Genomic DNA, 15,169 nt, shown 5'->3' with positions numbered 1-15,169 from the left:
ATCTAAGTAAGTAAAATCTTTTGTGTCTAGAGAAATACTTGTCTCGTAAATATTTCCTATCTTGCTTAAATCACAACAAATTTATTGGAGCTAATCTTTCCATTTATCGATATAATTCTCCCTTCCTTAAGAAGCACTATAATTTCATTTGTACTACTTTCACACGCATGAATTTGCAAATCGCCAAAGTCCCAATTTTCCACAGACTCAATCTCATTGATAGCTTTAAGCCCTTTTACTTGCACGACTCTGAGAAGCCAATTTAATTCAATTACGTTTTTTGTAAATATTATTGCATTAAAATTAGCACTCATCTTTTCATCTTCCACCGTTTGTTTCATTGATTGCCCTTGTCACTCTTGTGGAATCTGCACCAGGATAAAGGCTGATAAAATCACCATTTTCCTTGACTCTCAACAAACCTTCCCTTTTGTACTATTCCGTTGGCTATTGACTTCCGCCCTCAACTTATTATAGGAGTTAGAGCTATCCATCGATGCCTTTACATTTTTAGATCTAACCGTCGTTATAGATCACTTCGGTTTTCTGTGTCTGCGATACGTTATTGATCATCCCGCTGACCGTACTGGATTTGAGCGCGCCAATTTCGTCATAGCTGTATCCAAACACACTGCCGTTACGATCGGTTTTGCTGGTTAATTGCCCTAATGTATTATAGAATAAGCTTTTACTTTGAGAAGCCCCGTCCAGCTTGCTCGTCAAAAACCCAACTTTGTTATAGCTCTTGGTATTCAGCGTTTGCTCCGTTCCACCTTTAGCTTGCACCGTGACTTTCGCAAGTTGACCATCCCCATCGTACGTAAAGCGTGTGTGCTTTAATGCATCGTTGACGGAGGTTAGACGATTTAGAGCATCATAACTATATTCTCAACCACCGCCATACTCAGAATGTCAAATGCTAAATTACAAAAAATAAGCCACATAGAGTTATTACACTCGTATGTGGCTAAAGCACTACTATTCTTCTAAATAAGGTGATTCAAAACTCTCAACAAATAAACCTGAATTAATGATCTTTATTAAAGAATCATTACATTCCTTCACACTCCCTAAATACATGTAATAATCAAAACCAAAGTGAACAAACATCTCTCTAATTTGAAATTTACACCAAATCTTTTCTCTTAAAATTAATTGAGAAAGTAATTTCAACTCGTACACAGAGATATAGTCGCCATTTTTCACACTGTTATAAATACTTTTCATCTCGTCAGTGTAGATGGAATGGAATTCAGCTTTCTCCACGTCAAAGTTATATTTTTCTAGATCTACTACTTGAATTGTGTTTAAATTATTCTCATTCATTATTAAATTTATAGCCGTTATATATAATGATTCAGTTTCTAAATAATTTTCAATTAAAAAATCTCCAGATGGATACAAATTCCCGACATCACTTATTGAAGTCCATTCATTTTTTGTGTATACATCATTAATACGGTTAGCTGGGTTATATTTAGTAATCCTCCAAAAGAATTTGTACATTTCAATCTCCAATCCTATTTAATAACGCATCATAAGTACCCAAATGAGTATCTTTACTCAACCAAATATCCCTTTTTTTGAATCAATTTACATATACCTCCGATATGCAAATCAAGATCTTGGGCAATATAGAGTTTACCATTTTTATACACTAGTTTACCCTTAATTTTTACTTTCGTCTTTGTAAAACCCAAATATTCCGCTAACATATCTGTTTCTTTATTTATTAATCTTAAGGTTTTACCGCTTACTTGAGTTTTTAAAACTTTATCTTTACTTCCACCGGAAAATAGACTTAGAGCAGCGCCAAGCATAGCATCGCCCATAACTTGAAATCTTCCATAATCTCTCATTAATTGATCAATCTGCACTTCATACGTATCCTCATTTATACTTGGATCATAATATCGTGCCATTAGATAGTAAAGACCTGTCTCTTCATCGTATACTTCACCTGTATATAAAAGGAGTTAGAGATTCTTTCTATCTAGTGATGTTCCAACATTTTATTCATCTTGCACATCTATCTGATATAATAAAAAAGCAACTTCCCTGTTGGCAAGTCGCTTTTAAAATACTCTATTGTAAATATTTAACTTTTCCTAACATCCTAGCGCTTCGCCTTATAAAACTCATGATACAGCTTCATAAGTGCCCGCTTCTCAATCCGCGACACATAACTCCGCGAGATCTTAAGCTCCTTCGCAATCTCCCGCTGCGTCCGCTCTTCCCCACCTGTATCTAGCCCAAATCGCCCAACGACAACCTCTTTTTCCCTATCATCCAGAATATCAAGATTACGATAAATCTTACTCTTCTCGATCTTCAAATCCACTTCTTTAATAACATCATCAGCTTATGAGCCAAGGATATCGATAAGTGTAATTTCATTACCTTCCTTGTCTGTCCCAATCGGATCGTGCAGAGATACGTCTTTCCGTGTTTTCTTCAAGGATCTTAGGTGCATCAGAATTTCATTTTCAATACAACGAGCCGCAAATGTGGCCAGTTTTGTCCCTTTGTTCGGACGATAGCTCTCGATGGCTTTAATTAAGCCAATGGTGCCTATGGAGATTAAATCCTCCATGTCTTCCCCAGTATTATCGAATTTTTTGAGGTTGTGGACACGACACGATATAAAATCACCTTGTAATAAAATAATATCTTAGAACCCTTATTTAAAGATGTTTATAGATGATGCATGGGATATATTGTATAGTTAAAATATTCCATATGGATTTTGCGGTATAGGCCAATAGGGAGAGTGAACAGAACAGATTATGAATACACCACTAACACACTACGTACTTACAGAATGGGAATCAGACACGAATACAAACGTTCTAAATATTCATTTATATACGCTACCTGTGCGTAATGTATTTGAACAACATACAGAAAACGGAAATGCTTCTTTTGATTTAAGAAAATTAAACAGGTCGCTTGTTATCGATTTTTTCAATCACTATATTGCAAGCTGGCAACCTATTGAAAATTGGGGTGAGTACACATTCACTCAATATGAAATTCGCTCAATTAATCCCACTATCCTAGCAGAGAGAACTATCTTGGAAAGATTACTTTTAAGAACTATTGAAAGTGTTCAGCCAAAAAAAGAAATTGCTGCTGGAAGTCGGAAATTCACGTGGTTAAAAGCTGAAAAAGTCGTAGAAAATATTTCAATACATAGGGTTATACAATGTGATATTACTGTAGACTATACGGGCAAAATTACCATTGGTTTTGATTTAAATCATAGTTATCGTACAAATGCATCGGTATATGATTTAATAAAATCAAACGCAATTTTTAAAGGCGATCGAGTAATTGATATATATAACAATCTTCATTATGAGTTTGTGGAAATCTCCAATTCTACAATCAATGATGCAATTCCAGAACTTAATCAATCAGTTGTTAGTTATTTTACTAAAGAACGAAAGCAAGCTTGGAAAGTTGATAAACTTGAACAGAGTATGCCTGTTGTCTATCTAAAAGCATTTAATGGAACTCGCATTGCTTATGCACCAGCTATGCTACAAAAAGAGCTTACTTTTGAGTCACTTCCTTCTAGTGTAGTGCGCCAAACATCAGAAATTTATAAACAAAACGCAAATCAAAAAATTAAAACATTGCTGGATGAAATACAAAAAATATTAGCACGCACTGATAAAATTAAATTTAATAGACAAAAGCTCCTAGTCCAGCAAGCTGGGTATGAAATATTGGAGTTGTCAAATCCTACTCTTCAATTCGGAAAAAATGTTACTCAAACACAGCTTAAATATGGACTTGATAAGGGCGGTGTTGTAGCCTCAAAACCTTTATCCGTTAATTTACTTGTATACCCAGAACTGATAGACACAAAACTCGATGTCATAACTGACTTTAATGATAAACTGAATACGCTATCCCATAAATGGGGTGTACCATTATCAATCTTAAAAAAATCAGGAGCCTATCGGAACAAATCTATTGATTTCACAAATCCACACCAACTTGCCATCCTGCTTAAAGAGCTTACGAAAAATTCATTTCAAGAGTTGACGCTCGTGATAATCCCAGAAAAAATTTCAGGCATGTGGTATGACACGGTAAAGAAGGAGTTCGGAGGGAATTCTTCAGTACCGACTCAGTTCATAACTATGGAAACTCTTCAAAAAGCTAATGACTACATTCTAGGTAATATATTATTGGGGCTTTATTCTAAATCAGGCATTCAACCGTGGATCTTAAATTCATTCCTATCATCCGATTGTTTTATTGGACTAGATGTATCTCATGAAGCTGGCAGACACTCTACTGGTATTGTACAGATCGTAGGAAAAGACGGTAGAGTATTGTCCAGTAGGGCAAATACCTCTAATGAAGCCGGCGAAAAAATCCGCCATGAGACTATGTGCCAAATTGTGTACTCAGCGATAGATCAATATCATCAACATTACAATGAAAGACCAAAGCATATTACGTTTCATCGTGATGGATTTTGTAGAGAAGATTTAGATAGTCTAGACGAAGTGATGAATAGTTTAGGTGTAGAATATGACATGGTAGAAATTATCAAGAAAACGAATCGTCGTATGGCTCTAAACGTTGATAAGCAAGGTTGGGAAACAAAACCAGGGCTTTGCTATGTTAGAGACGATCTAGCGTATCTCATCGCTACTAATCCTCATCCTCGTGTCGGTACAGCTCAACCAATTAAAATCATCAAGAAAAAGGGATCACTACCAATCGAAACAATAATTCAAGATATTTATCATCTTTCGTTCATGCATATTGGTTCCTTATTAAAATGTCGCCTTCCCGTTACTACATATTATGCCGATTTAAGCTCTACTTTCTTTAACCGGCAATGGCTTCCGCTCGATTCTGGCAAATCGCTACATTTTGTATAACAAATAAACCTCCCACATACTGGGAGGTTTATTTGTTATTATGATAATCCAGAATCTAATACATTTAGAACAACATATTTTTTCGTTTTTACATGTTGTTATTTTATTTCTCACCAGGAAATAATACAGCAACGATCAATACATCATTATCAAACTGTTCAAAATAAATAAAAGAAATCCTTGAAACACAAGGAATTAGTCAACGAGAACTTGCACGAAGAATGAACATTCGACCGAGTACAATTAGCCATCTCTGCTCCGATAAAGTGAATGCAGCTTACTTCGACACCTTGGAACAGATTTGCCGAACACTCAACATCAGCCTAAACGAACTTCTTGTACTGGAAGATGACTAACCTTGCCGCAAACTAAAGCACAGATTATCGTTATTAAATCTGCCTAATGCCCAGCGGCAAGCCATCGAAATCAACTAATTGCTGTGAGGACATCATTTCTTTTATTGATGCCCGATGATGCTTGCTTAGTTCATCGGGTAGCATTAAGCCATTTTGTAATGCTAGTATCATGGCTCTTTTTTCCACCCTAACAGCTTCCAAATCCATAATGATGCTACAAGTATAGTAATCATTGAACTTAGGTGGATACTGAATGATACTTTCTAAAGGTATTTTCTCAACGGGTCTGTATACTAATTCCACTCTTGTTCGTTCCACCACTTCTTCAATTCCTTTCCATTTCCTCTCTAACTTTTTATCATAGTTATGGCAATAAGCATGTTGCTTTCTTTGGTCTTTTCGCCCAAAATATCGAGTTCCTTCACCCGTATTGGAAGCAATGAACAGATTGCTCATTGCTCATTGGATATGGAATATCGAAAGCCAATTCAATTCGGTTAAGGTATACTTTCTGCGAATGTTTATATAAGGTAACAAGCAAGCGTTGAAACTTAACTAAGTGGTCTGGATGAGTTTCAATTTGTAACGTGTACTTCCTTGATTTTTTCTGACACCATGGTTGATACCGCAAATAAAGATAAGCATCATCCATTGCTAGATGCCATTGGTATACATAACCTTTGTGACGTATAGTTGGTTTAATATCAAACCAATCTCGAAATGACAGTGCGAGTTGATTGTAAAAGCTCACTGTCACTCCATGATATTCAAGTGAAACTTTATCAATAGAAATTTGTATGTTGTTCATGCATTCCCCCACGGCCAAAACTTTTGACGTATTTGCCGTTTGTATTATAGTAATGAGGGAGTCGGTGGCTAGCCTTTAACACATGACCTTCCCTATGCAAGATGTTCAATTACGTCCTGTCAGTGTAATGATCGAGCCATCCATTCATTAAGTTGTGAAAAACTTTATGATTAAGTATCTTCTCGCTATGGCTATCACAGTAGCTAATTTACAGGTGCAATTGATTTGAAAAAAAAGAGGATAACGTAGATAACAAAAACAGGTCAATCATGGTGGTATCTGACCATAATCGACCCTTTTTTGTTACGAACTAGCGTTATTTAGGTTATACTTGTCAAGCAATAATGTGCGTACAACATAAATCATGAAATTCTTATAACGGTATTTCTTGGGTGAAGTGTGTTATTGGTTGAATGATGGGTTCATTCGGCACTGGGTAGCCCCACGAAAAAACAACCTTGAAAGGCACGTAGCCAATCAAGGTGTTCATTTTTTCACTTCATTCCATGATAAGGGTCATCGACATGACCGTCTAACTCATCAATTAACTCGTGAATAACTGTCCTAATCTCATTTCTCACATTACCAGTTAGTAAATTTTTCAGGTGTATATAAACCTTTACTAAACCTAGCCGTCCGATAATCAATGAGATTAGCTCAATATCATGTAACGACTCTTTATTACAAATACCAATTATCCATTCTTCAACCCTATTTCTTAATTCAGAGTCGATTAACTCATACGTATGCCACTGTCTGTCTGCTAATTCAACTAATGACTCTAATGCAACTCCAATATCATTTTTGTTTGAACTATTCGACGAAATGAATTCCTCAAACAACTCTCTTAATTGGGTTGTGGAAATGTAATCAGGCAACGATTTATAATAATCCAACAAAATTATTACCTCCCAAAATCAACAGGTATGTGCGTGATATTACTTGGATTTCTATAGAATTTACCATCTTGACCAAGCAACTTGTTTCCAACTTTAATTTGTGCAGTCCAACCGCTTCCTGAATTGCTACTAGGAAATTTAGCAGCAGCATTCGCATCAGGAGCATGCCATTTTATTTCAATTTTTGTACCGTTAATCTCATAATTATACTTGTACCCATCTGCTATTGTTGCGGAAGGTTTAAACCCGTTGGCAGCACCGTTAGGAACCATGCTTTCCAAATTCTCTATTGGAACTTTACCATTCTTTAGCATTTGCTGAGCAGCAAATTGAGGGTTATAAGTTGTTAATGCTTTTTCAACTTCAACGGTCCCCTTAGTATTATTCCTTTGGGTATTGACTTCTGCTCTCAACTTACTAGAAGAATTAGCGCTATCCGTTGGTATTTTTAAATTTTTAGGTAAGGTCCTTGGACTTTGTGTTTTAACAAACTTAAATTCACTAACTAACCATTTTGGAACTGTATAAGCTCCTCCTCCACCAGAACCCCCAGACGATTTCCCGCCCATTTCATGCATATTTCCTGTTGGGTCAATATATTTAAGCGGGTTATTAATAACATAAGTATACAAATTCAAGCTCAGCGGATTATCAATCTGCCCCTCATACGTATCCTCATTTAAAAACTGCCCTATATTCGGGTCATAATACCGTGCACGCAGATAATAAAGTCCTGTTTCGGCATCATACACTTCGCCCGCATATTTGAAGGAGTTGGAGACTCCTTCTATCTGGCTAGTGATGTTGCCCCATACGTCATATTCATAGCTGTTCACCGGCTTACCTTTCGTATCCACAATCTGTACCACGTCACCATGGCCATTGTAAAGGTAATAGTAATCTTTTGCCGCCGTGATGTCATTCTTCACTAGCACCCGGTCTCCGCGAACAAAGTTCGCCTTATGCACAACACTACTGCCGCTTAGCTTTTCTTCCGTTATCACTTATAATATTAGAGTCTTTCATGTGCGTACACTTAAATCGGAGAAATAGTTATCGTGGGATTACGACAGTTAAGTATATTTGAATGAACCGATTCAGTTCATTCGGTACTAGGTGGTCGACAAACTATAAAAAGACCTTTGCTTAGTAGGACTAAGAAAGGTCTTTGCGTGCTTGTTATAGCTTTACATTTAGAAACTAATTCATATCAACAGAACTAGTGAAGCTAAATTAGAAAATATATGATACAAGATCATTATACATCTATTTAATGAAAAATAATTAGTCTTTGAAGCCAAGCATTACTTGTCCCTCATGAAAATACTCAATTACATAACCGGATGATGGACAAAAAATCCATGTATCTGAACCTACAGCAGTAACGTCATCGATGTTATTTAATACTTGACTTAACTCTGTATAAACGCTAGGAGCATCAGTATAATTCCAGAGTAGAAATACTTTCGAATTAAAATCCCCACTAAATTCATTCTCTATAATCGATAAAACCTCTTGAGGCTTTGAGATTTCATAGCACCTCGATATGTTATCCCAATTTATTCTTCCCCAAGATGTGACTGGAAAAAAGCTCACAAGTTGACTAAATAGTTCTTCTGTTTTTTGAATAGTTACTATCTCCGTTCCATCTCCAAGTGCTTGAATACATTCCTCAAATAAAGTCATATAGCCTCCTAAGGTTGAAGGTGCTTTAATAGCGACCTAAATGTACTTTCATTTCCTTCAAAGGGAATTACCAGTTTAGTTGCATTATTGCCTTTGCCACCACGATAGTCTTCAATATTAATGTGAGTCCCCTTATTTGGATCATAGTCTAGTCTCCATAACAACTTCCCATCAGCCGATTGTCTTCCAACAACTTGACCGTATCCTGCACTACTAGGTAATCGACCAATTACTGACTTAGAACCGGGTCCTAGATCACCAACAATATCAAGTGCTAAGTTTCTAGCCTGTTCGTAAGATTTAAGAGTGGATTCAAGAATTTTTTCTACTCCGGTACCGGTAAAATTAATAGCCCTCTCAATTTGCCTACCTTCTTTGCTCGCCAACTTAACAATAAGTCGACCACCTTTAACAAATTTTGCAATAGGTATAAAATTAGCAGCGGCGAGGGTTTTGTCAAATGAAGATGCGTTAGGGTTTAATATTGTATTAATGTCATCCACAACTAAAAAGTCTGCAACTGCGATGGAGGCTTCGATTGTCCCCGCCTTAAATTCGCTCCAACATGTTCCAGCACCAACATTCATACAATGCTGAAGCATTTTCTTGTTACTATAGCCTGTTCCAGTAGGTAACAACTGGTGACCACTGGGGTCAGAATAAATCAAAGGATTATTCTCCACATACGTATAAAGATTCAAACTCAGCGGATTATCAATCTGCCCCTCATACGTATCCTCATTTAAAAAACGCCTCATACTCGGATCATAATACCGTGCCCGTAGATAGTATAGTCCTGTCTCTTCATCATACACTTCCCCTGTGTACTTGAATGGGTTTAGTGTTTCTTCTTTTTGTGGTAATGTTGCCACACACATCGTAGGCGTAGCTATTCACTACTGCGCCACTCGTATCTACCTTCTGTACAATATCGCCGTGACCATTGTACAGATAATAGTAATCTTTACTAGTGGTCTTGTCTTTCTTCACCAAAACTCGGTCGCCTCGGACATACGTGGATTTCTACACGATATTATTCCCATTTAACCTTTCTTCCGTAATAAACTGTCCATTTAAATCATAGTTTACTTGCGTATGTGTGTTACCTTTTCTCATTATCGCACGAAGTCCGCCAGCAACAATTGAATATAAAGATCATATATTTCTTTGTATGTCATAAAACAACCCTCAGCAGTTACAAAGTTAATTTTCTGAATATGCTTTTTTATGTTCATTTAGCCCAACTACTTGAATTAACAAAAAAGCAACTCCCTTGTTGGCAAGTCACTTTTAAAACACTCTATAGTGAATCTTTAGTTATTATCTAAGATCCTACCGCTTAGCCTTATAAAACTCATGATAAAGCTTCATGAGCGTCCTCTCTTCTCCACCTGTATCCAGCCCAAACCTACCCACCACAACTTCTTTCTCTCGGTCATCCAGAATATCTAGGTTGCGATAAATCTTACTCTTCTCGATCTTCAAATCCACTTCTTTAATAACATCATCCGCTTCCGAACCAAGGATATCGATAAGTGTAATTTCATTACCTTCCTTGTCTGTCCCAATCGGATCGTGCAGAGATACGTCTTTCCGTGTTTTCTTCAAGGATCTTAGGTGCATCAGAATTTCATTTTCAATACAGCGTGCCGCAAAAGTGGCCAGCTTTGTCCCTTTGTTCGGGCGGTAGCTCTCGATAGCTTTAATCAAGCCGATCGTGCCGATGGAGATTAAATCCTCCATGTCTTCTCCGGTATTATCGAATTTTTTGAGGTTATGGACACGATATGATGTAAAAAAAAACCAACGTGATCGGTTACGATGCTAGTTGGTTTATTTGTCTCCTTTTTTTCAATTATTGCTCAATAATATGCGTCCATTCTGAAATTCATTGACATATTAACTTATTCCGCTTTTATCTGCTTCGCAAATAATCTCATCATCTGTTTTACTATTATCAATAATAACTAAATGATCTAAGAGACTTAAATGAGAAAGCAAATTCTCTATGCTTGTTACATCACGTACCTTCGAATAGGAGACAAAGTAATTATTGACGATTCAAGAAGTACTTGATTGTTAAAACTGACAAGTTAGTAAAAAAACTAAAAAATACTTTCATTACCTTCTCAATAAGTAGAAGATATTGCAACAAAATCATTCAGATGGGAGTTAGGAGCTGTAACAATTTGCTGCAGAATATCATTATACTGGACGAGCCATCTTTTAATTGTAGCGGAATCAAAAAGATATGAATCATATTCCACATTAAATACTATGCCCTCCTCACCTTCATCGACTGCGCTCATATAAAAATCAAATAATGATCTTCTAGCCCACAATCTGCGTTCCGTAACTAGGCCAGGCCAAGGAGGACTACTACCTTTTTCATACTGTGTAAAGGCAACTCCTCGGACATAGTTTCTCTCACTACGGTATAACTCAGGATATAATTCTTCCATAATTTTCACAAAAGGAAGTTCACTATGAGCAATTGCACCGTTTACTGTTTCCCTTGTTCTCAAAATTAGTTCTGATAACGCAGAATTCTGAGAAAAGTTCACTCGTAATAATACAAAGTTAACTAAACTACCAATTATACCCTCAATATCAGTGACATTTCGATTTGAAAAGGAAGTCTCTGTCACCAGGTCCTCCATACCCGTTATTGTATGCATTGCGATATTAAATCCTGTTAATAGAACAGTGTAAAGTGAGCAACTGTATGTATGACTGGTTTTTCTCAGTAATTCTGATACATTTGGATTAAGAGTAAACGATTCAACTGCACTTTTTGCACCCTCAGGTTTCCTTGGTCTGTCAGTGGGTAATTTTGTAATTCGGATATCTTTAAGCTTTTCTTTCCAATATGACAGGTAATTAGTATAACGATCACCCGACCAAATTTCTTGTTCCCACTTGGCATAATCAGCAAACTGAACTGGAAGTGGTGGTAAAGTATCTGCACTACCCTGCCCTCTAAGATGGAGCAATCCCCCCAGTTCCCTTAAAAATATATTTGCAGAGGGGCCATCCATAATGCTGTTATGAGCATTAATAAATAACGCATAACGATGATTTGAACGTAAGTAAAGCGTGAGACGCCAGAGCAGAGGCCGACTAAGATCAAATGGAGTACTCTCATCAATAAATGCCAATGCATGCATCTCTCGTTCCTGCTCATCTTCAGTTAAATGTGTTAAATTAATTATTGGCAGATGATAATCTATATCCACAGAATCTTGAATGACTTGTAATAGTTCTTCGCACTTTTCATCTTTATGTAACGATGTGCGCAGTACTTCATGTCGTTCAATTAGCTCATTTATACATCTTTCAAGTAATGAAATGTCCAAGTTGCCCTTATATTCCCATCCCACTGCTGTAGTACAGCACTCTCCTCCTTGAATCATCTCCCGCTCCCACATTCTGTTTTGAATCCACGAAGCTGGGATATGCTGACTTCGTTCAACACAGTGAATTTTAGGCAACCTCCGTTGTTTAAGAGTAGCATCTTGTACAGCTCCAGCTAACCCTTCAATTGTCGGAAATTCATATAATGTACTCTCAGGAAGTTCTATTTGAAAAAGCTCCCTCATACGTTTCATTAAACGAATGCCAAGTAGAGAATGACCTCCCAGTTCAAAAAAGTCTTGCGTTATCTCAACTCGGTCTTCGCCCAAGAGTTCACTCCAAAGCGCAGTAATGCCCAATAACACATCTGCAGGAGAAGTACTTATCGTATTTGATGTAGTCACTTTTTGTTCTGGCTTATATAGAAAGTCATCTTTTGATGTTGATTGGATGTCATTATTAGTAGTTGTTCCTACTTCATAATTAATGCACCCTTCTTCTAGCCAATAACGTTTTCTTTCAAATGGATAAGTCGGGAGTACAACCCTATGCCTATTTTGACCTTCATACAAACCTCGGACATCAATATCAATACCTTTTAGCCACAATTCCCCCAGTGCCTCAAGCAGAATTTTATAATCTTCTCTCTGGTTTAAGGGATGACGTATGGTATGGATTGCTTGCTTCTGTAATAATGGTTGTTGAGACACAAAGACAGATAAAGTACGCCCCGGTCCTACTTCAATCGGTACTCCGTTCATATCCTTTATAAGTGTTTCTACCCCCTTAGCAAAATATACTGTTTCGTATAACTGTCTAGCCCAATACGTTGGGTCAGTAGCCTCTTCATCCGTAATCCAAGTCCCTGTAAATCCAGATACATAAGGAATCTTAGGGGGGGATAGCTTTACTTCTCTAACAATGTTCTCAAATGTTTCCGCTGCAGGTTTCATCATAGCAGAATGAAAGGCATGAGAAGTATGTAGACGCCGATGTTCAATCCCATCCGTAGTCAATTGAACCTCCAATTGAGAGATAGCCTCCCCAGTGCCCGAAAAAACACAAAGTGAAGGTGCATTCACTGCAGCAACTGAGATTCTATCATTTGAATATTGCAATGCAAGAGTTTCGCTAACAGATGCAGATATCATTTCTCCGAAGGGCATTGATTGCATCAACCTGCCTCTTTGTGACACCAGATAGATAGCATCTTCTAATGTAAGAACCTCAGCCAGCACAGCAGCAGTAAATTCACCTAAGCTATGACCAATCATTGCTTGTGGATGGATACCAAATGATATAAGAAGTTGGGCCATTGCATATTCAGTAGTAAAAATTACTGCTTGGGCCATTTGCGTCTGCTGTAATTTTTCTTCAAGAATTTTGTTTGTACCTTCTGCAGGGTACATTAGTTGGCGAAGATCCTCTCCTAGTTGTATCTGAAACAGATTGGTGCACACATCTATCCACTTGCGATAATAATGCTGCGTTTCATAGAGCTGTTTACCCATATTTATATACTGGGCACCTTGTCCCGGGAATAAAAATAAGGGCACTGCAGAATTTTGACCTGAACTAATATCTTCCGGTGAGGTTGTCTTCTTCTGCGATAAATTATGAATAAGTTCCTTATTTGTCTCAGCCACCATCACTCTTCGGTAAGGAAACACCCTTCTTCCAACATGCAAGGTATATGCAATATCAGCTAAGGGCAAATCAGCTTGACCAGTAAGTGTATTTACTAGATTTTCGCTAATTCTGTCTAAGGCAGTCGGTGTTTTGGCAGATAAAAAGATTAACTGGTAAGGTCTAGAAGCTCCCGATTCTTCTCTAGAAGGCGCCTCTTCCAAAACAACGTGTACATTTGTTCCTCCAAGCCCAAACGAGCTAACTCCAGCTCTACGTGGAACTTGTTTCTCAGGCCAGGAGATTAAATTACTGTTTACATAAAAAGGGCTCTTTTCAAAATCAATCTCTGGATTTGACTTTTGAAAATGTAATGTTGGAGGAATCATTTTATTCTGCAAAACCATTGTTGCTTTTATAAGACCTGCAACCCCAGAAGCAATGTCAAGATGACCTATATTCGTTTTTACGGACCCTAATGCGCAAAAACCTTCTTTATCTGTAGACATTCGGTACGCTTTTGTAAGAGCTGTTACCTCAATCGGATCACCTAGTTTTGTACCAGTACCATGTGCTTCAACAAAGCCTATTGTTTCAGCTCCTACATTCGCTTGGGCAATCGCTTCTGCAATAACCTCAACTTGTCCCTCAATACTCGGAGCAGTGAAGCCCATTTTTTGTTCACCATCGTTATTCATTGCAGATCCCTTAATTACTGCATATATATGGTCACCATCCGCTTGGGCATCTTCTAGTCTTTTTAATAGAACCACGCCCACCCCATTTCCTGGTACTGTTCCCAGTGCCTTCTCATCGAATGCCCTACAGTGCCCATCCGGGGATGCAATCCCGCCTTGTTCATATAAGTATCCTGATTTTTCCATCGCAGGCAGCGAAACTCCTCCAGCAATTACCATGTCGTTTTGATAACACAAAAGGCTTTGACTAGCCATAGCTACAGCTACGAGTGATGTAGAGCAAGCTGTTTGTAGTGTTAGCGAAGCTCCCTTGCAACCCAATTTATAAGCTGCTCGGGTGGATAAATAATCCTTTTCATTATGTAACATAGTCTGAAAACTGCCCACAGATATTATTGCTGCTTCATTGGGATAGACATGCTTTAGAAAATACTGATTCATTCCTGCTCCTGCAAATACTCCGATACGATTCTCATATTGCTTTGAATCATAACCTGCTTTTTCTAAAACCGTCCATGCCTCTTCTAAAAAAATACGCTGTTGTGGATCCATAACCTGTGCTTCGCGGGCCGTATAACCAAAGAACGAGGCATCAAACTCATCCACCCCATTTATAAACCCACCTGCCGGTACATAATCAGTGTGATCACGGAGTTTGGGATTTTTTCTCATTATAGCATCTTCTTTTTCACTTAGAACCTGTATTCCCTCTATTCCATTACAGAGCATTTCCCAATATTCTTCAATATTTTCTGCCCCAGGAAAGCGCCCAGACATTCCAATAATTGCGATTCCTCCGGAGAAATCCTCTTCATTATCCTCAATATTAGAACCCATA

14 protein-coding genes and 2 pseudogenes are annotated in these 15,169 nt (G+C 37.6%); 2 read left to right on the top strand and 14 right to left on the bottom strand.

The annotated features are described in order from the left end of the window. Positions 1–65 precede the first annotated feature (65 nt). The 5 genes and pseudogenes from MHH46_RS07150 to sigK form a co-directional block, all read right to left on the bottom strand. A complete protein-coding gene (locus MHH46_RS07150; RefSeq protein ID WP_076193557.1) occupies positions 66–341 on the bottom strand; it encodes a hypothetical protein in 276 nt (91 codons plus the stop codon). Between the two features lie 175 nt (positions 342–516). Then, complete coding sequence (locus tag MHH46_RS07145; RefSeq protein WP_076193560.1) at positions 517–786, bottom strand: RHS repeat domain-containing protein; 270 nt, start codon at positions 784–786, stop codon at positions 517–519. 192 nt (positions 787–978) lie between these two features. After that, positions 979–1,506 carry a hypothetical protein gene (locus MHH46_RS07140; RefSeq protein ID WP_076193563.1) on the bottom strand — a complete coding sequence of 176 codons (528 nt, stop codon included), beginning with the start codon at positions 1,504–1,506 and terminating at the stop codon, positions 979–981. A 53-nt stretch (positions 1,507–1,559) separates the two neighbouring features. Continuing rightward, entirely contained in the window at positions 1,560–1,922 is a 363-nt protein-coding gene (locus MHH46_RS07135; protein ID WP_076193565.1) for a toxin C-terminal domain-containing protein, read from the bottom strand. 194 nt (positions 1,923–2,116) lie between these two features. After that, a pseudogene (gene sigK, locus MHH46_RS07130) lies at positions 2,117–2,629 on the bottom strand (RNA polymerase sporulation sigma factor SigK); the annotation flags it as partial. A 157-nt stretch (positions 2,630–2,786) separates the two neighbouring features. On the opposite strand from sigK, the gene MHH46_RS07125 reads away from it, so the two are divergent. Both MHH46_RS07125 and MHH46_RS07120 read left to right on the top strand, forming a co-directional pair. After that, positions 2,787–4,904: a Piwi domain-containing protein gene (locus MHH46_RS07125; RefSeq protein WP_076193568.1), complete on the top strand. Its 2,118-nt coding sequence runs from the start codon at positions 2,787–2,789 to the stop codon at positions 4,902–4,904. Positions 4,905–5,071: 167 nt separating this feature from the next. Continuing rightward, positions 5,072–5,260, top strand: coding sequence for a helix-turn-helix transcriptional regulator (locus MHH46_RS07120; RefSeq protein ID WP_076193570.1), 189 nt, complete (start codon positions 5,072–5,074; stop codon positions 5,258–5,260). Between the two features lie 33 nt (positions 5,261–5,293). Here MHH46_RS07120 and MHH46_RS07115 read toward each other — a convergent pair whose 3' ends face one another. The 9 genes and pseudogenes from MHH46_RS07115 to MHH46_RS07075 all read right to left on the bottom strand — a co-directional run bounded on the left by MHH46_RS07115 (position 5,294) and on the right by MHH46_RS07075 (position 15,168). After that, entirely contained in the window at positions 5,294–5,716 is a 423-nt protein-coding gene (locus tag MHH46_RS07115) for a hypothetical protein (protein ID WP_076193573.1), read from the bottom strand. Further along, a complete protein-coding gene (locus MHH46_RS07110; protein WP_076193575.1) occupies positions 5,682–6,068 on the bottom strand; it encodes a hypothetical protein in 387 nt (128 codons plus the stop codon). Before MHH46_RS07110 ends, MHH46_RS07115 begins: the two co-directional genes overlap by 35 nt. Before the next feature lie 494 nt (positions 6,069–6,562). Beyond that, positions 6,563–6,967 (bottom strand): hypothetical protein, encoded by a 405-nt coding sequence (locus MHH46_RS07105; RefSeq protein WP_076193578.1) that lies wholly within the window; start codon positions 6,965–6,967, stop codon positions 6,563–6,565. A 5-nt stretch (positions 6,968–6,972) separates the two neighbouring features. Then, a complete protein-coding gene (locus tag MHH46_RS07100; protein ID WP_256717229.1) occupies positions 6,973–7,896 on the bottom strand; it encodes an RHS repeat-associated core domain-containing protein in 924 nt (307 codons plus the stop codon). Positions 7,897–8,251: 355 nt separating this feature from the next. After that, the gene (locus MHH46_RS07095) at positions 8,252–8,653 is read right to left on the bottom strand and encodes a hypothetical protein (protein WP_076193581.1); all 402 of its coding nucleotides are present in this window, start codon (positions 8,651–8,653) and stop codon (positions 8,252–8,254) included. Positions 8,654–8,661: 8 nt separating this feature from the next. Continuing rightward, the gene (locus MHH46_RS07090) at positions 8,662–9,531 is read right to left on the bottom strand and encodes an RHS repeat-associated core domain-containing protein (protein ID WP_405132580.1); all 870 of its coding nucleotides are present in this window, start codon (positions 9,529–9,531) and stop codon (positions 8,662–8,664) included. Continuing rightward, positions 9,461–9,643 carry a hypothetical protein gene (locus MHH46_RS07085; RefSeq protein ID WP_256716045.1) on the bottom strand — a complete coding sequence of 61 codons (183 nt, stop codon included), beginning with the start codon at positions 9,641–9,643 and terminating at the stop codon, positions 9,461–9,463. Before MHH46_RS07085 ends, MHH46_RS07090 begins: the two co-directional genes overlap by 71 nt. A gap of 342 nt (positions 9,644–9,985) precedes the next feature. Next, a pseudogene (locus tag MHH46_RS07080) lies at positions 9,986–10,432 on the bottom strand (sigma-70 family RNA polymerase sigma factor); the annotation flags it as partial. A gap of 350 nt (positions 10,433–10,782) precedes the next feature. Beyond that, positions 10,783–15,168 carry a type I polyketide synthase gene (locus MHH46_RS07075; protein WP_076195212.1) on the bottom strand — a complete coding sequence of 1,462 codons (4,386 nt, stop codon included), beginning with the start codon at positions 15,166–15,168 and terminating at the stop codon, positions 10,783–10,785. Position 15,169: the final 1 nt, after the last annotated feature.

It is taken from the genome of Paenibacillus sp. FSL H8-0175 (genome assembly GCF_045040615.1).
Classification (GTDB): Bacteria; Bacillota; Bacilli; order Paenibacillales; family Paenibacillaceae; genus Paenibacillus_AQ; species Paenibacillus_AQ odorifer.
Note: the sequence above shows the minus strand (reverse complement) of the source record. Positions and strands in the feature narration are given on the sequence as shown.